This is a genomic window from Bradyrhizobium sp. WYCCWR 13022 (genome assembly GCF_030435535.1).
In the GTDB taxonomy this organism is placed as follows: domain Bacteria; phylum Pseudomonadota; class Alphaproteobacteria; order Rhizobiales; family Xanthobacteraceae; genus Bradyrhizobium.
On sequence record NZ_JAUIZJ010000025.1, the window covers coordinates 346,966 to 365,924 of the forward strand.

Consider the following 18,959-nt stretch of genomic DNA (forward strand, 5'->3'; position numbering starts at 1 on the left):
TTCCAAGCCTGCCCTCACCTACATTTCCGGTCATGATGACCCTCGCCATACATGACCAGCGCCTGGCCAAGCCGGGCTCCCAGAACGCCGCGCTGCGCGACTATGATTCGGTACGCCGGGCGATCGCCTTCATCTCGGAGAACTGGCGCGCGCAGCCGACCATCGAGGCGATGGCGGATGCGGCCGGCGTCACGCCGGATGAGCTGCATCATCTGTTCCGTCGCTGGGCCTCGATCACGCCGAAGGCCTTCATGCAGGCGCTCACGCTCGACCACGCCAAGGGACTCTTGCGGGATTCCGCGAGCATCCTCGACGCCGCGCTCGATTCAGGGCTCTCCGGTCCCGGCCGGTTGCACGATCTCTTCGTCACCCACGAAGCGATGTCGCCGGGCGAGTGGAAGAACGGCGGCGCGGGCCTCACCCTGCGCTACGGCTTCCACCCCTCGCCGTTCGGCACCGCCATCGTGATCGCGACCGACCGCGGTCTCTCGGGCCTCGCCTTCGCCGATCCCGGCGAGGAGAAGGCCGTGCTCGCCGACATGACGCGGCGCTGGCCGAATGCGATCTACGTCGAAGATCACGAGGGCACCGCACCGCTCGCGGCGCGCATCTTCGATACGAAGCTGTGGCGGCCGGACCAGCCGCTGCGCGTTGTCATGATCGGCACCGATTTCGAGGTGCGGGTCTGGGAGACGCTGCTGAAGATTCCGATGGGCCGCGCGGTGTCGTATTCGGACATCGCCTGCAACATCAACAATCCAAAGGCCTCGCGCGCCGTCGGGGCGGCCGTCGGAAGGAACCCGGTCTCCTTCGTCGTGCCCTGCCACCGTGCGCTCGGCAAGAGCGGCACGCTGACCGGCTATCACTGGGGCATCACCCGCAAGCAGGCGATGCTGGGCTGGGAAGCCGGGCAGCTGGGGATGCAGTGAATTCTTCTCCCTCGCCCCGCTTGCGGGGAGAGGCGAAGAAGTCAGCCCGCCAGATCCAGCTTCGACGCCACCGTCGAATCCGCATTGAGCCGGTAGATGATCGGCACGCCGGTCGCGAGTTCGCGTTTCAGGATGCCTTCGGGCGACAGCTTCTCCAGCACCATGATCAACGCGCGCAGCGAATTGCCGTGCGCGGCAACCAGCGTGCGCTTGCCGTTGAGCACGCCGGGCAGGATCTCCTGCACGTAATAGGGCAGCGCGCGCGCCAGCGTGTCCTTGAGGCTTTCGCCGCCGGGCGGCGGCACGTCGTAGGAGCGGCGCCAGATCAGCACCTGGTCCTCGCCCCACTTCTTGCGCGCGTCGTCCTTGTTGAGGCCGGACAGATCGCCATAGTCGCGCTCGTTCAGCGCGAGATTCTTCGACGTCGGCAGGCCGGTCTGGCCGAGCTCGCCGAGGATCAGGTCGAGTGTGCGCTGCGCGCGCGTCAGCACCGAGGTGTAGGCGACGTCGAACACCAGGCCTTGTGCTTTCAGCTTGCGGCCGGCTTCCACCGCTTCCTTCACGCCGAGCTCGGTGAGATCGGGATCCTTCCAGCCGGTGAACAGGTTCTTCAGATTCCATTCGCTCTGGCCGTGCCGCACGAGCACGAGAAGACGTTCGCTCATTGAGTGCTTTCCGTTTGGTTCTTCTAGATGTCAGCGAGGCCGAGCACGTCGGCCATGGAGTAGTGCCCCGGCTTCTTGCCATGCGCCCACAGCGCCGCCTTGAGCGCGCCGTGCGCGAACAGCATGCGGTCTTCGGCGAGGTGCGACAGCGTCAGCCGCTCGAACGGGCCGAGGAAGGTGACGCTGTGCTCGCCGGCAACCGTGCCGCCGCGCAAGGAGGCAAAGCCGATTGCGCCCGGCTTGCGCGCGCCGGTGATGCCGTCGCGGCCGCGCTCCGAATGCTCCTCCAGCGAGATGCCGCGACCGGCCGCGGCTGCCTGACCCAGCATCAGTGCGGTGCCCGAGGGTGCGTCGACCTTCATGCGGTGATGGGTTTCGACGATCTCGATGTCGAAGCTTTCATCGAGCGCCTTGGCGACGCGCTTGACCACGGCGGCGAGCAGATTGACGCCCAGGCTCATGTTGCCCGATTGCACCACGACCGCGCGGTTGGTGACGCTCTTGATCACGGCGTTGTCCGACGTCGACAGCCCGGTGGTGCCGATGACATGGACGAGCCCGCGCTCGGCGGCGATCGCGACATTGGCAATCGTCGCGGCCGGCACGGTGAAATCCAGAATGCCGTCGGCGTCCTTCGACATCGCCCAGAGGTCGGCGGACAGCTTGATGCCGTTGGCCGGCAGGCCGGCGAGCACGCCGGCATCCTTGCCGAGCAGCTCCGAGCCCGGCGCCTCCAGGGCGCCAGCCAGCACCGCGCCTTTGCTGTCGGCAATCGCCCGCGTGAGGGCGCGGCCCATCCGGCCGCCGGCTCCAGCAACAATCAAGCGCATGTCTGACATGGTGTGATCCTCTCAAGGCCGTTGTAGCGGCGGGATGCAGTTCCGGCAACCGAAGGGGATCAGGTGGCGGTGACGCCACGTTCACCGTCATTCCGGGGCGGCTCGCAGAGCCGAACCCGGAATGACAGCGCGTTTCAACCCTCCGACGGCTGTGGGCCGTCATAGCCCTCGATGATGATGAGGTCGGCGAGCGAGTGCGGCTGGCGCACCTTGATATTGGCCTGGTATTCCGGCGAGTTGTAGCACGCGATCGCGGTCTGATAGTCGGGGAATTCGATCACCACGTTGCGGGTGCGGCTGGCACCCTCGACGGTGGTGAACTTGCCGGCGCGGACGACGAAGCGGCCGCCCCACTTCTTGAAGATCGGACCATTGGCGACGGCGTAGGGCTTGTAGCCCTCGTCATTGCTCACATCGACGCGTCCGATCCAGTAGCCCTTTGCCATTGTTCTTCTCCCTGGTTGTTGGTGGTTAGGCGAGCGCTTGCGCGATCTCGGCCTGGATGGCGTCAGCCGCAGCCCTGGGGTCCGAGGCTTCCACCACCGGGCGCCCGACGACGAGATAATCCGCGCCGGCACTGATCGCACGGCCGGGTGTCATGATGCGCTTCTGATCGCCAGTGGCCGATCCCGCCGGACGGATGCCGGGCGTGACGAGATGCATCTGGTGACCGACGATCTTGCGCAAGGCTCCGACTTCCTCGGGCGAGGACACGAGGCCGTCGATGCCGAGCACCTGCGCCTGCTGCGCGCGCGCTTCGACCAGTTCGGAGACGCCGAGCCGGTAGCCGGCCGCGTGCAGATCATCCGAATTGTAGGAGGTCAGCACCGTGACGGCGAGGATCTTCAATGTCGAAGAGCCGCGGCCCTCGACGGCGCCCTTCATGGTCTGCGGATAGGCGTGAACGGTGAGGAAGGTCGCGCCCAGTCTGGTGATGCTCTCGACGCCTTGCGACACCGTGTTGCCGATGTCGTGCAGCTTGAGATCGAGAAAAACCTTCTTGCCGCTGTCGGCGAGCTTGGCGACCAGCGGCAAGCCGCCGGCATAAGCGAGACGGTAGCCGATCTTGTAGAAGGTGACGCTGTCGCCGAGCCTTGCGATCATCGCCTCCGCGGCATCGACGCTGGGCAAGTCGAGCGCAACGATCAGGCGGTCCTTCGGGGCGATTTCGGCTGGCGTCATGTCACCTCACATCATGCGTTGGGAAAGGTCGATCAACTGCCGCACCATCTCCTTCAGCCCGTCGCGATCGGCCTGGCTCTTGAGCCTGTCCATATCGTCATAGGCCTGGTCGGCAAAGGCGAGCGTGAACTGACCGGCGATCACGTTGGCGTGGCACGCCGTCAAAATCAGCCTCAACGCCTGCAGCGCGCGAGCGGCCCCTAACCGGCTCTGCGAAGCACCGGCGAGCGCGAAGGCGCGGTTGCGGAAGACCTCGCCGCGCGCCTCGTGCGGATCCTGCACGCGGCTCACCCAGTCGATCGCGTTCTTCAGCAGCGGCGGTACCGAGGCGTTGTATTCGGGCGAGACGAACAGCACACCATGATGCGCGCCGATCATGCGCTTGAGATTGATGGCGTGCTTGGGCACGCCCGATTTGGCCTGGAGATCGCCGTCGTAGATCGGCAGCGGAAAATCGGCAAGCGAGATTCGCGTGACCTCGACCCCGGCCTGGGCGCACTCATACGCGGCGACCGCCGCCAGCTTCACATTGTGCGAGCCGGTGCGCAGCGAGCCGGGAATGACCAGGATCTTGGGGGCTGACATCCTCTTCCATACGTTCGGCGAAACGAGCCCGCCGCGCACAGAAGGAAGCCGGCGGGATTAGTCCTTGCGATACACCCAGACGCGGGCCGGCGGAAGGTTCATCCAGATCCGTTCCGAGGCCTCTGTGGACACGCCGGGCAGCGATTTCGGGATCGGCGGCACCACCGCATAGGTGAATTGAACGAAGGGCGCGCCGGGCGCGAGCGCCGTGAACGCATCGCGGATGAGCCGAAGGCGCGTCAGCATCGGTTTCGTCACGAGCGGCAGGCCGGAGACGACGGCGCTGGCCGGCGCGCTCAGCACATTCCAGAGCGTGTCGCGCAGGCGATAGGCATCGCCCTGCACCACCTTGGCGTGCGGATAGCGGTCGCGCAGCAGCGCGCAGAAGCCGGGATTGTATTCGACGAGGACGAGACGCTTCTGGTCGACCCCACGCTCGATCAGGGCCGAGGTGATGGCACCCGTGCCGGGTCCGAGCTCGACCACCGGTGCATCGGAATCGATATCGACGTAATGGGCCATGGTCCGCGCCAGCAGCTTGCCCGACGGCATCACCGCGCCCATGTGCAGCGGCTTCTCGATCCACGACCTGAGAAAACGCACCTCGTCATCGAGACGGGGCTTCTTCAACGCACGCGCGGACGACGACGGCAATGGCATGTCTGGACCGGACGGGACGAGACCGCGTGACCGCGGCGTCAGAAAATGGTCATAAAGACGTATAGGCCGAACACGATACGGTCAAGCCGGCTCAATTCGCCCGGTTACCGAAGAAGTCCTTGACCTTGGCGAAGAAACCCTCGGATTCCGGCTGGGTATTGCCGGAGGAGAGTTTTTCGAACTCGGCCAGCAACTCCTGCTGTTTCTTGGTGAGGTTCTGCGGGGTCTCGACCACGACCTGGACGTACATATCGCCCATCTGGCGCGAGCGGAGCACCGGCATACCCTTTGATGCAATGCGAAATCGACGGGCGGATTGGGTTCCGGCGGGGACCTTCACCTTGGCCTTGCCCTTGTCGATGGTCGGCACTTCGAACTCGCCGCCGAGTGCAGCCGTCACCATCGAGATCGGCACACGGCAATGCAGGTCGGCACCGTCGCGCTGGAAGAACTGGTGCTGCGCCAGCGACAGGAAGATGTAGAGGTCGCCGGGCGGTCCGCCGCGGACGCCGGCCTCGCCTTCGCCGGCGAGCCTGATCCTGGTGCCGTCCTCGACGCCTTGCGGAATGTTGACCGACAGCGTGCGCTCGCGGGTGACGCGGCCCTGGCCCGAGCAGGACGGGCAGGCGTCCTCGATCATCTGGCCGCGGCCCTGACAGCCGGGGCAGGTGCGCTCGAGGGTGAAGAAGCCCTGCGACTGCCGCACCCGGCCGGCACCGCCGCAGGTCGAGCAGGTCTTCGGCTTGGTGCCGGCCTTGGCACCGATGCCCGAGCAGGCCTCGCAGGTGACCGAGACCGGAATCTCGATCTGCGCGGTCTTGCCGCCAAAGGCTTCCTCGAGGGTGATTTCCATGTTGTAGCGCAGGTCCGCGCCACGCTCGCGGCCGCCACGGCCGCGCTGCCCGGCCATGCCGAACAGATCTTCGAAAATGTCGGAGAAAGAAGAAGCGAAGCCCGCGCCGAAACCTGCACCGCCGCCGCCGGGACCGCCCTGCTCGAAAGCAGCGTGGCCGAACCGGTCATAGGCCGCGCGCTTGTCCTTGTCCTTCAGGACCTCGTAGGCCTCGTTGATTTCCTTGAACTTGACCTCGCTGCTGTCGTCCCCGGGATTGCGATCGGGATGAAACTTCATCGCCAGCTTGCGGAAGGACGATTTCAGGACGGAATCGTCGGCAGAGCGTTCGACTTCGAGGGTCTCGTAATAGCAGCGCTTGGTGGACATGTCTGACTCGGCCTATCCAATCGCGATTCAAGTCGGTGCGAAACAATTTCGCCACGCGACGATATAGGCAGCCTTCCGCATCGTGGCAGCGGGCTGCATGGCAGCGTTGAGCATAACGTCTGGGAATTGATTGATCGTAACGCGCGATCCGCCCGTCGTATCGGACGCGACAGCCTCCCCCTCGAGGGGGGAGGCCATTTCAGCGCGTTGGGTCCAAGCCGTCCGCATCATACCCTCTCGGGCTTCAGGCGGACTTCTTGTTGTTCTTGTCGTCGTCGACTTCGGTGAATTCCGCGTCGACGACGTCATCCTTCGCAGCGTCCTTGGCCGCATCGGCTTCGGCCTGCTGCTTGTACATGGCCTCGCCGAGCTTCATCGAAGCCTGGGCCAGCGTGTTGGTCTTGGCCTTGATCGCCTCGGCATCGCTGCCCTTCAGCGCTTCCTTGAGGTCGCTGACGGCGTCCTCGATGGCGCGGCGCTCGGTCTCGGCAACCTTCGAACCGTGCTCGGCCAGCGCCTTCTCGGTGGAGTGCACCAGCGCGTCGGCGTGGTTCTTGGCATCGACCGCCTCGCGGCGCTGCTTGTCGGCCGCGGCATTGGCCTCGGCGTCCTTGACCATCTTGTCGATGTCGGCTTCCGACAGACCGCCGGAGGCCTGGATGCGGATCTGCTGCTCCTTGCCGGTGGCCTTGTCCTTGGCCGAGACGTTGACGATGCCGTTGGCGTCGATGTCGAAGGTCACCTCGATCTGCGGCATGCCGCGCGGCGCCGGCGGAATGCCCATCAGGTCGAACTGGCCGAGCATCTTGTTGTCGGCCGCCATCTCACGCTCGCCCTGGAAGACGCGGATGGTGACCGCGTTCTGGTTGTCCTCGGCAGTCGAGAACACCTGGCTCTTCTTGGTCGGGATCGTGGTGTTGCGGTCGATGATGCGGGTGAACACGCCGCCCAGCGTCTCGATGCCCAGCGACAGCGGGGTCACGTCGAGCAGCAGCACGTCCTTGACGTCGCCCTGGAGCACGCCGGCCTGGATCGCGGCGCCGATCGCCACGACTTCGTCCGGATTGACGCCCTTGTGCGGCTCCTTGCCGAACAGCTGCTTCACGACTTCCTGGACCTTCGGCATGCGCGACATGCCGCCGACCAGAACGACTTCGCCGATCTCACCGGCGGTGACGCCGGCGTCCTTCAGCGCCTTGCGGCAGGGCTCGACGGTCTTCTGGACGAGGTCGTCGACCAGCGCCTCGAACTTGGCGCGGGTGAGCTTCATCGTCAGATGCTTCGGGCCGGTCTGGTCCGCGGTGATGAAGGGCAGGTTGATCTCGGTCTGCGTCGTCGACGACAGCTCGATCTTGGCCTTTTCAGCGGCTTCCTTCAGGCGCTGCAACGCGAGCTTGTCGTTGCGCAGGTTGATGCCCTGCTCCTTCTGGAATTCGTCCGCGAGGTAGCCCACGAGGCGCATGTCGAAGTCTTCGCCGCCGAGGAAGGTGTCGCCGTTGGTCGACTTCACCTCGAACACGCCGTCGCCGATTTCGAGAATGGAAATATCGAACGTGCCGCCGCCGAGGTCGTACACGGCGATGGTGCCGGCCTTGGTCTTGTCGAGGCCATAGGCGAGCGCAGCCGCCGTCGGCTCGTTGATGATGCGCAGCACCTCGAGGCCTGCGATCTTGCCGGCGTCCTTGGTGGCCTGGCGCTGGGCGTCGTTGAAGTAGGCAGGAACGGTGATGACCGCCTGGTCGACCTTCTGGCCGAGATGGGCTTCCGCGGTCTCCTTCATCTTCTGCAGGATGAACGCCGAGACCTGCGAGGGCGAATAGGTCTGGCCGTCGGCCTCGACCCAGGCGTCGCCATTGGAAGCCTTCACGATCTTGTACGGAACGAGCTTCTTGTCCTTCTCGACCATGGGGTCGTCGTAGCGGCGGCCGATGAGGCGCTTCACTGCGAAGAACGTACGCTCAGGATTGGTGACGGCCTGGCGCTTGGCAGGCTGGCCGACGAGGCGCTCACCGTCGTCAGTCACGGCGACGATCGAAGGCGTCGTGCGCATGCCTTCGGAATTCTCGATAACTTTGGCGTTTTTGCCATCCATCACGGCGACGCACGAATTCGTGGTGCCGAGGTCGATCCCAATGACCTTTCCCATGGTCCTGATATCCTTCTTTTTGCGGCAGGTTGGCTGGGCCCAGAAGGCACCCGAACCGAAACCCCCTAAGATCAAACATCCGCGATATTGCGATGATTGAGGCTCATATAGGAGGGGGGGAGGGGGCCGCAAGGACCGAACGCAAGTTTGGACCGTGAAAACATTGGGTTTTGGAAGATCCTATCCGGGCTTCACCGTAGTTGCGGGTGAGGAATTGTTAACAGGTTCGGCCAACTGCCAGCCCCGCCGGCGCGATCCGCCCTGCCCTGTTACCGGCCCACCAAACCCGCTAAAAGGCGGGCCGGCCGGACAGCCTCGTCAAGGGGCTGCTTCGCGCGACAAATCGGCCCGGTGGCCCACCATCGAATGGCCTCAATATGAACCAATCAGAGTGCCCATGAAGCTGATCCGCCCCCTCGCCGCGCTCGCCCTCCTGGTGGCCTCCGCGCTTCCGGCCCTTGCCGCCGACGCCGTGTATCCGCCGGGTCTGCGTCTCGGCATGGTGCCGCTGGTCGGCCTCAGCAAGTCGAAGACCTTTCCGGGTTTCGAGAACGAGGACGGCAGCGTCAAGGTGCTGATCACCGAGTTGCCGCCGGCGGCCTACAACGAGGTCGTCAGCGCCTTCAACGCCAATCCGGCCGGCACCAACGGCGTCAAGCCGGACAAGATCGAGACATCGGCGGGCCTTGCCTATTTTACCGCCGAAAGCGGCAAGGCCGGCGACACGCTGGTGAAGCGCTATTCGATGATCGTGCCGGGCACCGGCTTCTCCGGCTATGTCGCGGTGCAAGTCCCCGAGAACGCCTCGAAGATCTACACCGACGAGGCGGTACGGCAGATGTTTGCGACCGCCACCATCCGCAAGGAGGTGTCGGCCGACGAGCAGATCGGGCTGTTGCCGTTCAAGGTCACCGATCTCGCCGGATTCAAGGACGTTCGTACGCTGGTGCCGGGTTCGAGCATCATCCTGGCCGACGGCAATGAAAGTTCGGGCTACGAATCGAAGCCGTTCATGATCCTCGGCCTGATCGGCGCCACCCCGCAGCAGGCCGACGACCGCGCCCGCTTCGCCCAGGAGGCGGCGCTTCAGATCCCGGGCTTGCGCGAAACCAGGATCACCATGTCGGAGCCGATCCGCATCAACAGCCAGCCCGGCTTCGAGACCCGGATCGACGGCGTCAGCGGCAAGGACAAGACCCCGGTGACGGTCGTGCAGTGGATCCGCTTCGGCGGCGGCACCTCGCTGCGCATCATCGCCAGCGCCCCGCGAGACCAATGGTCCGACGCCTTCACCCGCTTCCGCGCCGTGCGCGACGGCATCCAGCCGAAGGGGTAGGACCCCGGGGCTGACAGCCCAAGCGTTCACCAGAGCCGGCTGTATTTTCGGGCTTTCGTTCGTACACGAACGGAACTAGGCTTCTCTCCGTTGGATCAGCTTTAGATCATCCTGGAGGGGAGGCGGACGATGCTCAATCGACGACAGATCTTGGCCGCGCTGGGGACGACCGCGCTTGCGAGCTTCGCTCCATCGGCGCTGTTCGCGGCAGCGACGATCAAGCCGGACGACGCTTCCGCGCTGCTCGTGATCGACGTGCAGAACTGCTTCCTGCCCGGCGGCAGCCTCGCGGTGAAGGAAGGCGAGCAGGTCGTGCCCGTCATCAACAAGATGGCGAAGGCGTTTGCGAACGTCGTGATGACGCAGGACTGGCACACGCCCGGCCACGTTTCCTTCGCATCTGCTCATTCGGGCAAGAAGCCGTTCGAGACCATCGACCTGCCCTACGGCAAGCAGGTGCTATGGCCCGACCATTGCGTGCAGGGCACCGACGGCGCCTCGCTCTCGAAGGATCTCTCGATCCCGCAGGCCGAGCTCATCATCCGCAAGGGCTTCCACAAGGACGTCGACAGCTATTCGGCGTTCCTCGAAGCCGACGGCAAGACAACGACAGGCCTCGCCGCCTATCTGAAGTCGCGCAAGATCAAGCGCGTCTTCGTTGCGGGTCTCGCCACCGACTTCTGCGTCGCGTGGACCGCGCTCGATGCGCGCAAGGCGGGTTTTGAGGTCTATGTCGTGGAGGACGCCTGCCGCGGCATCGATACGCAGGGCTCGCTGGCAAAGGCCTGGGCCGACATGGCCAAGGCCGGCGTGAAGCGGATCCAGTCTGCGGATATCGCGAGCGCGTAAGGATTTCGCGCAGTCGTTCCGGGCGCGATGCTTCGCATCGCCCCGGAATGACGCCAAAACTCAGTTCGCTTCGTTGCTGTTCGCCGCGGGCGCAGGCTTCGCGCCGCCCTTGGCGACGCCGACCAGCGCCGGGCGCAGCACGCGCTCGCCGATGGTGTAGCCGGCCTGCATGACCTGCACCACGGTGCCCGCGGGCACCGACGCATCAGGCACCTCGTACATGGCCTGCTGGAAGTTCGGGTCGAACTTCTGGCCCTGCGGGTCGAACTTCTTCACGCCGTGCTTTTCCAGCGCGCTGAGCAGCGAACGCTCGGTGAGCTCGACGCCTTCGATCAGCGCGATCAGGCCGGGATCGGCGGCGGCACGCGCTTCGGCCGGAACGGCATCGAGCGCGCGTTGAAGGTTGTCGGCGATGTCGAGCACGTCGCGGGCAAAGCCGGTGACGCCGTAGAGTTTGGAGTCGGCGACTTCCTTGGCGGTGCGCTTGCGCAGATTCTCCATCTCGGCCAGCGTCCGCAGCATGCGGTCGCGCGCCTCGGCGGCTTCCTTCTGCAGCAATTCCACCGAACCGGGCTCGGGATCATCAGGCATGATGTAGGGCTTCGACACCACGGGCTCGCCGGTCGCAGCAGTCGTGTCTTCGGGTTGCCGGTCTCGATCGGTCATCGGCTCTCTTCTCGAACTCGTCTCACGGGATTTTTCTGGCCCGGATATCGTGCTTCGGGCGCTGAAAATCAAGCGCCCGTGATCGGCTCAAATGCCGGTCAGCCCCCCAGCAGGCGACTGACGATGCGGGCGGCGTAGTCCACGGTCGGGATCACGCGGGCATAATTCAGCCGTGTCGGCCCGATCACGCCCAAAACACCGACGATGTGGCCGGCGGCATCCCGATAGGGTGAGATGATGGTGGAGGAGCCCGACAGGGAAAACAGCTTGTTCTCGCTGCCAATGAAGATCCTGACGCCTTCGGCGGTTTCGGCCCGCCCGAGCAGATCGATCACGCCGCGCTTGGTCTCGAGATCCTCGAACAGCAACCTGACGCGCTCGAGATCCTCCAGCGCATGCAGGTCTTCCAGCAGATTGGCGTGGCCGCGAACGATGAGCTGACGGTCCTCGTTCTCGCCGCCCGACCAGCTTGCGATTCCCGCCGAGATCACCTTTTGCGCCAATTGATCGAGCTCGGCGCGGGCCTCGCCGAGCGCGGTTTCGAGCTCGAGCCGCGCTTCGGCGAGCGTCCGCCCCCGAATTCGCGCATTGAGGAAATTGCCGGCTTCGGTCATGGCCGAGGAAGGAACCCCAGGCGGCAGCGTCAGCACGCGGTTTTCGACCTGGCCGTCCTCGCCGACCAGGATCACCAGCGCCTTCTCGGGTTCCAATCGGACGAATTCGATGTGCTTCAGCCGGGCATTGGATTTTGGCGTCAGCACCACGGCTGCGGCGCGCGTCAGCCCCGAAAGCCGGGTCAGCGCCTGGTCCAGCGCCGCTTCCACCGATTGGGCGTGCCCGACGGTGGCGAGCTGGCTCTGGATCGACTGCCGTTCGGCCTCGTTGAGATCGCCGACCTGCATCAGGGCATCGACGAAGAAGCGCAGGCCGAGTTCCGTCGGCAGCCGGCCGGCCGAGGTGTGCGGGGCATAGATCAGGCCGAGCTGTTCCAGATCGGCCATGACGTTGCGGACCGAGGCCGGCGACAGCGGCATCGCGATCAAGCGCGAAATGTTGCGCGAGCCCACGGGCTCGCCGGTCGCGAGGTAGCTTTCGACAATTTGACGAAAGATGTCGCGGGAACGCTCGTTGAGCTGGGCGAGGCCCGCGCGCGGCGCGATCAGATGGATCGGATCGTGATGGGCCACAGACGGTAACTCCTGTCAGTTGCTTGTAATTTGTCCATCCCGGGCGCGTCTGACAAGCGTGGCGTTTGCGGGGTGGACATCAGGGGGTGAAAAAGCCTTGCTGCTCACCCTCACCCCACCTACAAGCACCGCGAACAGCCTATTCCTTGCGAGTTTTGGAGGATTCCCATGCGGCCAAGCCGCCGTGCGCCCGACGAATTGCGCCCCGTGACGCTGGAGCGTGGCGTGGTCAAATATGCGGAAGGCTCCTGCCTCGTGAAATTCGGCGACACCCACGTGCTCGTCACCGCCACGCTGGAAGACCGCCTGCCGCCGTGGCTGAAGGGCCAGGGGCGCGGCTGGGTCACCGCCGAATACGGCATGCTGCCGCGCGCGACCTCCGAACGGACCCGCCGCGAGGCCGCCGCCGGCAAGCAGAGCGGCCGCACCGTCGAGATCCAGCGTCTGATCGGCCGCTCGCTTCGCACCATCGTCGATCTCGAAGCGCTCGGTGAGCGCCAGATCACGGTCGATTGCGACGTGCTCCAGGCCGACGGCGGCACCCGCACCGCCTCGATCACCGGCGCCTGGGTCGCGCTCGCCGACTGCATCAACTGGATGAAGACGCGCAACATGGTCAAGGCCAACGTCATGCGCGACAACGTCGCCGCGATCTCCTGCGGCATCTACAACGGCACGCCGGTGTTGGATCTCGACTATGCCGAGGATTCCGAAGCCGAGACCGACGCCAATTTCGTCATGACCGGCGACGGCCGCATCATCGAGGTGCAGGGCACCGCGGAACGCGAGCCGTTCACGCAGGACGAGTTCCTGAAGCTGATCGCACTGGCGCAGAAGGGTATCGCGCGTCTGGTGGACTTGCAGAAACTGGCTGTCGCGTAGTCAATAGGCCCATGCACCGCCGAATCACCGGAAAGCTGGTCATCGCGACCCATAATCCCGGCAAGCTCGCCGAGATGAAGGAGCTGCTCGCGCCGCACGGCATCGAGGTGGTGTCGGCCGGCGAGCTCGGCTTGGGCGAGCCCGACGAGACCGGCAACGACTTCCGCAGCAACGCCGCGATCAAGGCGATCGCGGCGGCGCAGGCCACCGGGCTTCCGTCCTTCGCCGACGATTCCGGCATCGTGGTCGACGCGCTCGACGGCGCACCGGGCATCTACAGCGCGCGCTGGGCCGGTCCCTCGAAGGACTTTGCCGCAGCGATGGCGCAGATCGAGCGCCTGTTGCAGGAGCGCGGCGCCACCACGCCCGACAAGCGCAAGGCCCATTTCGTCTCCGCGCTCTGCGTTGCCTGGCCCGACAATCATCTCGAGGAGGTCGAGGCGCGCGTCGACGGCACGCTGGCGTGGCCGCCGCGCGGCACTGCCGGTTTCGGATACGATCCGATGTTTTTGCCCGATGGTCACACGCGCACCTTCGGCGAGATGGACAGCATCGAGAAGCACGGCCTGCCGCCGCTCGGTCTCGGCCTGTCGCATCGCGCCCGCGCCTTCGTGAAACTGGCGGAGATCTGCCTTGAGCCGCGCTAATAAGGATGCGTTCGGCGTCTACGTGCACTGGCCGTTCTGCCTGTCGAAATGTCCCTATTGCGACTTCAACAGCCATGTTCGCCACGCCGCGATCGACGAGACGCGTTTTGCTTCCGCCTTCGCGCGCGAGATCGAAACGACCGCGCAGCGCGCGCCCGGCCGCGAGGTCACCTCGATCTTCCTCGGTGGCGGCACGCCATCACTGATGCAGCCGGCCACGGTCGGCGCGGTGCTCGATGCCATCGGCAAGCACTGGATGGTTGCGAACGACGTCGAAGTCACGCTGGAAGCAAACCCGACCAGCGTCGAAGCCACGCGCTTCGCCGGCTATCGCTCAGCCGGCGTCAACCGCGTCTCGCTCGGCGTGCAGGCGCTGGATGATGCCTCGCTGAAAGCGCTCGGCCGGATGCACAGCGCGCGCGAGGCGCTCGATGCCGTCGCCATCGCGCGCCGCTCGTTCGATCGCTACTCGTTCGACCTGATCTACGCGCGCCCCGACCAGACGCCGGCGATGTGGGCCGATGAACTGCGGCTCGCGATCGACGAGGCAGCCGAGCATCTGTCGCTCTATCAATTGACGATCGAGGAAGGCACGCCGTTCTTCGGCCTGCACCAGGCGGGTAAATTGAAGACGCCCGACGAAGCGGTCGCGCGTGCGCTCTACGACGTCACGCAGGAGACCTGCGACGAGCTCGGCCTGCCCGCCTACGAGATCTCCAACCACGCGCGGCGCGGCGCTGAGTGCCGGCACAATCTGGTGTACTGGCGCGGCGAGGAATATGCCGGCATCGGTCCCGGCGCCCATGGCCGCCTCGACATCGACGGTATCAGGCACGCCACCGCCACCGAGAAGCGTCCCGAAGCCTGGCTGATGCGGGTCGAAACCAGCGGCGACGGCGTCGTCACCGACGACCTCCTCAACAGCGAAGAACGCGCCGACGAATTCTTGCTGATGGGGTTGCGGCTTGCGGAGGGCATCGACCCTGAGCGCTACAAGGCGCTGTCCGGCCGTCCGCTCGATCCCGGCCGCATCGCGCTGCTGCGCGAGGAAGGCGCAATCACGGTCGATGCGACGGGACGGCTGCGGGTGACCAGCAGCGGATTTCCGGTGCTGGATGCGGTGGTTGCGGATCTCGCAGCGTAGCGTTACGCCCCAAAACTCTTCGGCGAGCCCGCGACCGCAACACCGCCGCCCGTCGTCACCTTCATCACCGCGAGCCCGCGCTCGTTGGTGCCATCGGCGCGGAAGCGGAACAGGCCGTCGATGCCGGCGAAACCCGAGGGGTTGGTGAGCACGTCGGGCGAGAAGCGCGTGCCGCCCTGCGTGCGCGCGAGCGCTGCGACGAGCGCGACCGCGTCATAGGCGAGCGTCGCCGTGCGGATCGGCTCGGCTCCGTATTTGGTGCGATAGCGGCCGGAGAACGCACGAAAACCGGCGGGGTCCGGTGCGGCGTAGAGGCCGCCCTGCAACGCGGGGCTCGCATAGACACGCGGGCTGTCCCACAACCCGGTGCCGAGCAGCTGGATGTTGCGCAAATTGGCGCCGGCCGCGGTCATCGCATCCGCCACCGAGACGACGGCGTCGCCGTCATCCGCAATGAACAGCGCATCGGCGCTACCGAGCTGCTGTGCCACGGTCCGCGCAGGCGTCGCGCGATCGGCGCCATATTTCTCGAACGCGACGACGCGGCCGCCACGCCGTGGCACCGCAGCCTTCACTGCGGCCTCGACCACATTGCCATAGGCATTGTCAGGCACGAGCACGGCGACGGAGCGCTTTCCGATGCCGGCCGCGTATTCGATGATGCGGTTGACGTCGGACTCCGGCAGGAAGCTCAGGAGATAGACGCCACGGCCGGCGATGCTCGAATCGGTCGAGAACGCGATGACGGAAATGCCGCGCGTGCGCGCGACTTGCGCCACCGCCGGCACCGACTGCGCGAACAGCGGCCCCAGAATGATCTCGGCGCCTTCGTCGACTGCCTGCTGCGCGCCGGCTTGCGCGCCCTGCGGGCTGCCATTGTCGTCCTTGATCAGGAGCTGGATGTTCGGATTCTGGAACTCGGCCAGCGCCATCTCGGCGGCGTTGCGCATGGATTGCGCGGCGAGCCCGGCATTGCCGGCGGCCGAGAGCGGCAGGATCAACCCGACCTTCACCCCGCCGGTGCCGGCGGTCGTCGCCTGCTGCTGGGGGCCGGCCGGCTGCGCCGGCGGCGAGGAACCGGAGAACGGGCTGGAAAACTGGCTGAGGCTCTGCTGCACGCCGGCGCAGGCCGACAGCAATGGCGTGCCGAGCAGCAGGCCAAGCGCACTCCGCCGGGTCGCCCCTGACATCAGGGACCCCTCGACGGGAGATTTCAGATCACGCGGGCCCACCATGGCAGCTTCTCTTCTGACCGGCCGCAAGCCGGCCAGTCATAAAACTCTTTCCCCGACACAAGCCGCGGATTCAGGCATATTGTCGGCAAATAGTTAACCAAAACAAAAGGATAATGATCGCTTAACGCGACAGCCCCTAACGTTCCTGGCCAGCTGTTTGCCGTTCGACGTCCAGCATCAAGGCGCGGTTTCCGCCGCGAATATGGCGCTGGCACTTCATTCCCTGGGGAATGTGATGCCGGGCCGATCACATTCCAGTCCTTCTCCGCTCCGGCTCAGTATCCTGGCCCCCCACGATCTTTTTCGAGGGACCGGTTCCCAGCCCCTGAGATCATGCCTAAGTTCGATTCATTATGCGCGCAAAGCCGGCCCCGATAAATACGACTGAAGCTATGGACGCCGCCCCGCGCGGGTTCTCCATCGACGCCCACCGGCTGGCGGCGCCGAAGGCGGCGGCCGGCCTCCATCTGGTCGCGACCCCGATCGGCAATCTCGGCGATATCACGCTACGCGCGCTGCAAACGCTGGCGGGGGTCGATGTCATCGCCTGCGAGGATACCCGCATCACGCGCCGCCTGACCGAGCGTTACGACATCTCGGCGCAGCTCAAGCCATACCACGAGCACAATGCCGAGGCCGCGCGGCCAAAAATCCTGGAGGCGCTTGCGGCCGGCGGCTCGATCGCATTGGTGTCGGATGCCGGCACGCCGTTGATCTCCGATCCCGGCTACAAGCTGGTGCGCGAGGTCTGCGCCGCCGGCCATGCCGTCTATGCGCTGCCAGGGCCATCGTCGGTGCTGGCGGCATTGTCGGTCGCGGCCCTGCCAACCGACCGCTTCTTCTTCGAGGGTTTTCTGCCGGCGAAGTCCGCCGCGCGACGTTCGCGCCTGGCCGAGCTCGCCCGGATCGATGCGACGCTGGTGATGTTCGAATCCGGCAACCGGATGCAGGCTACCTTGACCGATCTCGCCGAGATCATGGGTGATCGAGATGCCGCGGTCTGCCGCGAGCTGACCAAGCTGCATGAGGAGGTCAGGCGTGCGCCCCTCGCCGAGCTCGCGCGACAAGCGGACGCGCCGGAAACGCGCGGCGAGTTCGTGCTGGTGATCGGCCCACCTGACGCCGACGCCGACGTGCTGGCATCGGATGCGCTGGACGATCTGCTGCGCGCGCAACTCACCACAAACAGCGTCAAGGATGCCGTCGCCCACGCTGTCGCGCTCTCGGGCCGGCCGCGCCGCGAGGTCTATGCCCGCGCGCTCGAGCTCGCCAAGAATCTGCACAAGGATGTGCGAGGCGACGATGGCGAAGACTAGGGATGAGGAACCGAAGGTCGCCTCGCCCGAGCGCGTCGCCGCGTTCCGCACCGGGATCTCCGCCGAGAGCCGTGCCGCCGCCTATCTGATGGCCAAGGGCTACCGCATCCTCGCCAAGCGCTATCGCACGCCGCATGGCGAGATCGACCTCGTGGCGCGCCGCCGCAACCTGATCGCCTTCGTCGAGGTCAAGGCACGCGCCAGCCTCGATGAGGCCGCCTATGCGGTGACGCCACGCCAGCAGCAGCGCATCATCGACGCCGCGCAGGGCTGGCTTGCAGCGCATCCCGAGCATGCGGAATTCGAATTGCGATTCGACGCCATGCTGATTGCGCCGCGCTCACTTCCGCGCCATGTGTTGGCGGCATTCGACGCCTCGACCTGAAAGGCAGACCATGAAACTCAACGTCGCCGTCCAGATGGACCCCATCGCCCGCATCAACGTCAAGGGCGATTCCACCTTCGCGCTGCTCCTGGAGGCGCAGAAGCGCGGCCATGGCCTGTCCTACTACACGCCCGACAAGCTCTCGATGGTCGGCGAGGAAATCGTCGCGCCGGTGCAGATGCTGACCGTGCGCGACGAGCCCGGCAATCACTTCACTCTTGGCGAGCCCAAGCGCGAGGCGCTGAACGGCTTCGACGTGGTATTGCTGCGCCAGGATCCGCCGTTCGACCTCGCCTACATCACCTCGACGCATATGCTGGAGCGCATTCATCCGAAGACGCTGGTCGTCAACGATCCGGCCTCGGTGCGCAATGCGCCCGAAAAACTTTTCGTGATGAATTTTCCGCAGCTCATGCCGCCGACCCTGATTTCGCGCGACCTCGACGAGATCAACGCGTTCCGCGACAAGTACGGTGCCGTCGTCATGAAGCCGCTGCACGGCCATGGCGGCGCCGCGGTGTTCCGCGTGATGCCGCAGGACATGAATTTCGGCTCGCTCTACGACATGTTCTCGGTGACGTTCAAAGAGGCCTGGGTGATCCAGCAGTTCATCCCCGAGGTGAGGCTCGGCGACAAGCGTATCATCCTGGTCAACGGCGAGTTCGCCGGCGCGGTGAACCGCGTGCCGGCGGCCGACGACCTTCGCTCCAACATGGTGCGCGGCGGCGCGGCCAAGGAGACCGAACTCACCCCACGCGAGCGCGAGATCTGCGCCACCGTCGGCCCGGCGCTGCGCGAGCGTGGCCTGCTGTTCGTCGGCATCGACGTCATCAACGGCAACCTCACCGAGATCAACGTGACCTCGCCCACCGGCATCCGCGCCATCGCGCGGCTCGGCGGGCCCGACGTTGCGGCCAGGATCTGGGACACGATCGAGCAGAAGCGGGCGAAGTAAAATTCTGCATTGATTGCGTTGGGGAGCCGACAATCTCTCCCCGCCGTCATCCCGGCATTCACTAAAGCGGGATGGGTTTAATCTGAATCGATTTGGGATTCCCAAATCAGCTTGTTTCTGATTCACCAT

General features: G+C 65.5%; 20 protein-coding genes. 9 read left to right on the forward strand and 11 right to left on the reverse strand.

All coding sequences use genetic code 11. The features are described 5' to 3' along the window. Positions 1 to 32 precede the first annotated feature (32 nt). Complete coding sequence (locus QY049_RS31500; RefSeq protein ID WP_301270383.1) at positions 33 to 929, forward strand: bifunctional helix-turn-helix domain-containing protein/methylated-DNA--[protein]-cysteine S-methyltransferase; 897 nt, start codon at positions 33 to 35, stop codon at positions 927 to 929. Positions 930 to 970: 41 nt separating this feature from the next. Here QY049_RS31500 and QY049_RS31505 read toward each other — a convergent pair whose 3' ends face one another. The 8 genes from QY049_RS31505 to dnaK form a co-directional block, all read right to left on the reverse strand. Further along, entirely contained in the window at positions 971 to 1,594 is a 624-nt protein-coding gene (locus tag QY049_RS31505) for a 2,3-bisphosphoglycerate-dependent phosphoglycerate mutase (RefSeq protein ID WP_301270384.1), read from the reverse strand. A gap of 23 nt (positions 1,595 to 1,617) precedes the next feature. Continuing rightward, a complete protein-coding gene (gene dapB / locus QY049_RS31510) occupies positions 1,618 to 2,433 on the reverse strand; it encodes a 4-hydroxy-tetrahydrodipicolinate reductase (protein WP_194478750.1) in 816 nt (271 codons plus the stop codon). Positions 2,434 to 2,567: 134 nt separating this feature from the next. Next, positions 2,568 to 2,879 (reverse strand): DUF1330 domain-containing protein, encoded by a 312-nt coding sequence (locus QY049_RS31515; RefSeq protein ID WP_194478751.1) that lies wholly within the window; start codon positions 2,877 to 2,879, stop codon positions 2,568 to 2,570. A 25-nt stretch (positions 2,880 to 2,904) separates the two neighbouring features. Beyond that, positions 2,905 to 3,615, reverse strand: coding sequence for an orotidine-5'-phosphate decarboxylase (pyrF, locus tag QY049_RS31520; protein WP_258764426.1), 711 nt, complete (start codon positions 3,613 to 3,615; stop codon positions 2,905 to 2,907). A gap of 6 nt (positions 3,616 to 3,621) precedes the next feature. After that, a complete protein-coding gene (locus tag QY049_RS31525) occupies positions 3,622 to 4,200 on the reverse strand; it encodes an NADPH-dependent FMN reductase (RefSeq protein ID WP_258764427.1) in 579 nt (192 codons plus the stop codon). Positions 4,201 to 4,257: 57 nt separating this feature from the next. After that, a complete protein-coding gene (locus QY049_RS31530; protein ID WP_194478754.1) occupies positions 4,258 to 4,860 on the reverse strand; it encodes a class I SAM-dependent methyltransferase in 603 nt (200 codons plus the stop codon). A 91-nt stretch (positions 4,861 to 4,951) separates the two neighbouring features. After that, positions 4,952 to 6,082: a molecular chaperone DnaJ gene (dnaJ, locus tag QY049_RS31535; protein ID WP_194478755.1), complete on the reverse strand. Its 1,131-nt coding sequence runs from the start codon at positions 6,080 to 6,082 to the stop codon at positions 4,952 to 4,954. Between the two features lie 244 nt (positions 6,083 to 6,326). Next, a complete protein-coding gene (dnaK, locus tag QY049_RS31540; RefSeq protein ID WP_092232313.1) occupies positions 6,327 to 8,228 on the reverse strand; it encodes a molecular chaperone DnaK in 1,902 nt (633 codons plus the stop codon). Positions 8,229 to 8,625: 397 nt separating this feature from the next. Here dnaK and QY049_RS31545 point away from each other — a divergent pair, with 397 nt between their 5' ends. Further along, positions 8,626 to 9,564 carry a hypothetical protein gene (locus QY049_RS31545; RefSeq protein WP_258764428.1) on the forward strand — a complete coding sequence of 313 codons (939 nt, stop codon included), beginning with the start codon at positions 8,626 to 8,628 and terminating at the stop codon, positions 9,562 to 9,564. 129 nt (positions 9,565 to 9,693) lie between these two features. Then, complete coding sequence (gene pncA, locus QY049_RS31550) at positions 9,694 to 10,413, forward strand: bifunctional nicotinamidase/pyrazinamidase (protein WP_194478757.1); 720 nt, start codon at positions 9,694 to 9,696, stop codon at positions 10,411 to 10,413. A 60-nt stretch (positions 10,414 to 10,473) separates the two neighbouring features. On the opposite strand, the gene grpE is transcribed toward pncA, so the two are convergent. Together grpE and hrcA are read right to left on the reverse strand one after the other, a co-directional pair. Further along, entirely contained in the window at positions 10,474 to 11,079 is a 606-nt protein-coding gene (grpE, locus tag QY049_RS31555; protein WP_194478758.1) for a nucleotide exchange factor GrpE, read from the reverse strand. 98 nt (positions 11,080 to 11,177) lie between these two features. Further along, positions 11,178 to 12,266, reverse strand: coding sequence for a heat-inducible transcriptional repressor HrcA (gene hrcA / locus QY049_RS31560; RefSeq protein WP_258764429.1), 1,089 nt, complete (start codon positions 12,264 to 12,266; stop codon positions 11,178 to 11,180). Positions 12,267 to 12,434: 168 nt separating this feature from the next. Between hrcA and rph the strand changes: the two genes are divergently transcribed. Genes rph through hemW form a run of 3 tightly spaced genes read left to right on the forward strand, consistent with a single transcriptional unit; the run spans position 12,435 to position 14,939 of the window. Further along, positions 12,435 to 13,148 (forward strand): ribonuclease PH, encoded by a 714-nt coding sequence (gene rph, locus QY049_RS31565; RefSeq protein ID WP_194478760.1) that lies wholly within the window; start codon positions 12,435 to 12,437, stop codon positions 13,146 to 13,148. Between the two features lie 11 nt (positions 13,149 to 13,159). Beyond that, positions 13,160 to 13,795 carry an RdgB/HAM1 family non-canonical purine NTP pyrophosphatase gene (gene rdgB, locus QY049_RS31570; protein WP_258764430.1) on the forward strand — a complete coding sequence of 212 codons (636 nt, stop codon included), beginning with the start codon at positions 13,160 to 13,162 and terminating at the stop codon, positions 13,793 to 13,795. Continuing rightward, positions 13,782 to 14,939 (forward strand): radical SAM family heme chaperone HemW, encoded by a 1,158-nt coding sequence (gene hemW / locus QY049_RS31575; RefSeq protein ID WP_258764431.1) that lies wholly within the window; start codon positions 13,782 to 13,784, stop codon positions 14,937 to 14,939. The genes rdgB and hemW overlap by 14 nt, the downstream gene beginning before the upstream one ends. Before the next feature lie 2 nt (positions 14,940 to 14,941). On the opposite strand, the gene QY049_RS31580 is transcribed toward hemW, so the two are convergent. Then, positions 14,942 to 16,129: a penicillin-binding protein activator gene (locus QY049_RS31580; protein WP_258764432.1), complete on the reverse strand. Its 1,188-nt coding sequence runs from the start codon at positions 16,127 to 16,129 to the stop codon at positions 14,942 to 14,944. Positions 16,130 to 16,527: 398 nt separating this feature from the next. On the opposite strand from QY049_RS31580, the gene rsmI reads away from it, so the two are divergent. From rsmI to gshB, 3 genes are read left to right on the forward strand one after another with little or no spacing between them, the layout of a single operon-like run. Beyond that, on the forward strand, positions 16,528 to 17,490 hold the full coding sequence (rsmI, locus tag QY049_RS31585; protein ID WP_194478764.1) for a 16S rRNA (cytidine(1402)-2'-O)-methyltransferase: 963 nt from the start codon (positions 16,528 to 16,530) through the stop codon (positions 17,488 to 17,490). After that, positions 17,477 to 17,875 (forward strand): YraN family protein, encoded by a 399-nt coding sequence (locus QY049_RS31590; RefSeq protein WP_194478765.1) that lies wholly within the window; start codon positions 17,477 to 17,479, stop codon positions 17,873 to 17,875. The genes rsmI and QY049_RS31590 overlap by 14 nt, the downstream gene beginning before the upstream one ends. A gap of 10 nt (positions 17,876 to 17,885) precedes the next feature. Further along, a complete protein-coding gene (gene gshB, locus QY049_RS31595) occupies positions 17,886 to 18,830 on the forward strand; it encodes a glutathione synthase (protein WP_258764433.1) in 945 nt (314 codons plus the stop codon). The last annotated feature ends 129 nt before the right edge of the window (positions 18,831 to 18,959 follow it).

Bases quoted from the DNA above. Each gene is read 5' to 3' on its own strand.
- QY049_RS31515 (WP_194478751.1), bottom strand. From the start codon at position 2,879: ATGGCAAAGGGCTACTGGATCGGACGCGTCGATGTGAGCAATGACGAG.
- rdgB (WP_258764430.1), top strand. From the start codon at position 13,160: ATGCACCGCCGAATCACCGGAAAGCTGGTCATCGCGACCCATAATCCC.
- QY049_RS31505 (WP_301270384.1), bottom strand. From the start codon at position 1,594: ATGAGCGAACGTCTTCTCGTGCTCGTGCGGCACGGCCAGAGCGAATGG.
- QY049_RS31545 (WP_258764428.1), top strand. From the start codon at position 8,626: ATGAAGCTGATCCGCCCCCTCGCCGCGCTCGCCCTCCTGGTGGCCTCC.
- grpE (WP_194478758.1), bottom strand. From the start codon at position 11,079: ATGACCGATCGAGACCGGCAACCCGAAGACACGACTGCTGCGACCGGC.
- rph (WP_194478760.1), top strand. From the start codon at position 12,435: ATGCGGCCAAGCCGCCGTGCGCCCGACGAATTGCGCCCCGTGACGCTG.
- rsmI (WP_194478764.1), top strand. From the start codon at position 16,528: ATGCGCGCAAAGCCGGCCCCGATAAATACGACTGAAGCTATGGACGCC.
- gshB (WP_258764433.1), top strand. From the start codon at position 17,886: ATGAAACTCAACGTCGCCGTCCAGATGGACCCCATCGCCCGCATCAAC.
- dapB (WP_194478750.1), bottom strand. From the start codon at position 2,433: ATGTCAGACATGCGCTTGATTGTTGCTGGAGCCGGCGGCCGGATGGGC.
- QY049_RS31530 (WP_194478754.1), bottom strand. From the start codon at position 4,860: ATGCCATTGCCGTCGTCGTCCGCGCGTGCGTTGAAGAAGCCCCGTCTC.
- pncA (WP_194478757.1), top strand. From the start codon at position 9,694: ATGCTCAATCGACGACAGATCTTGGCCGCGCTGGGGACGACCGCGCTT.
- dnaJ (WP_194478755.1), bottom strand. From the start codon at position 6,082: ATGTCCACCAAGCGCTGCTATTACGAGACCCTCGAAGTCGAACGCTCT.
- QY049_RS31525 (WP_258764427.1), bottom strand. From the start codon at position 4,200: ATGTCAGCCCCCAAGATCCTGGTCATTCCCGGCTCGCTGCGCACCGGC.
- QY049_RS31500 (WP_301270383.1), top strand. From the start codon at position 33: ATGATGACCCTCGCCATACATGACCAGCGCCTGGCCAAGCCGGGCTCC.
- QY049_RS31590 (WP_194478765.1), top strand. From the start codon at position 17,477: ATGGCGAAGACTAGGGATGAGGAACCGAAGGTCGCCTCGCCCGAGCGC.
- QY049_RS31580 (WP_258764432.1), bottom strand. From the start codon at position 16,129: ATGTCAGGGGCGACCCGGCGGAGTGCGCTTGGCCTGCTGCTCGGCACG.
- pyrF (WP_258764426.1), bottom strand. From the start codon at position 3,615: ATGACGCCAGCCGAAATCGCCCCGAAGGACCGCCTGATCGTTGCGCTC.
- dnaK (WP_092232313.1), bottom strand. From the start codon at position 8,228: ATGGGAAAGGTCATTGGGATCGACCTCGGCACCACGAATTCGTGCGTC.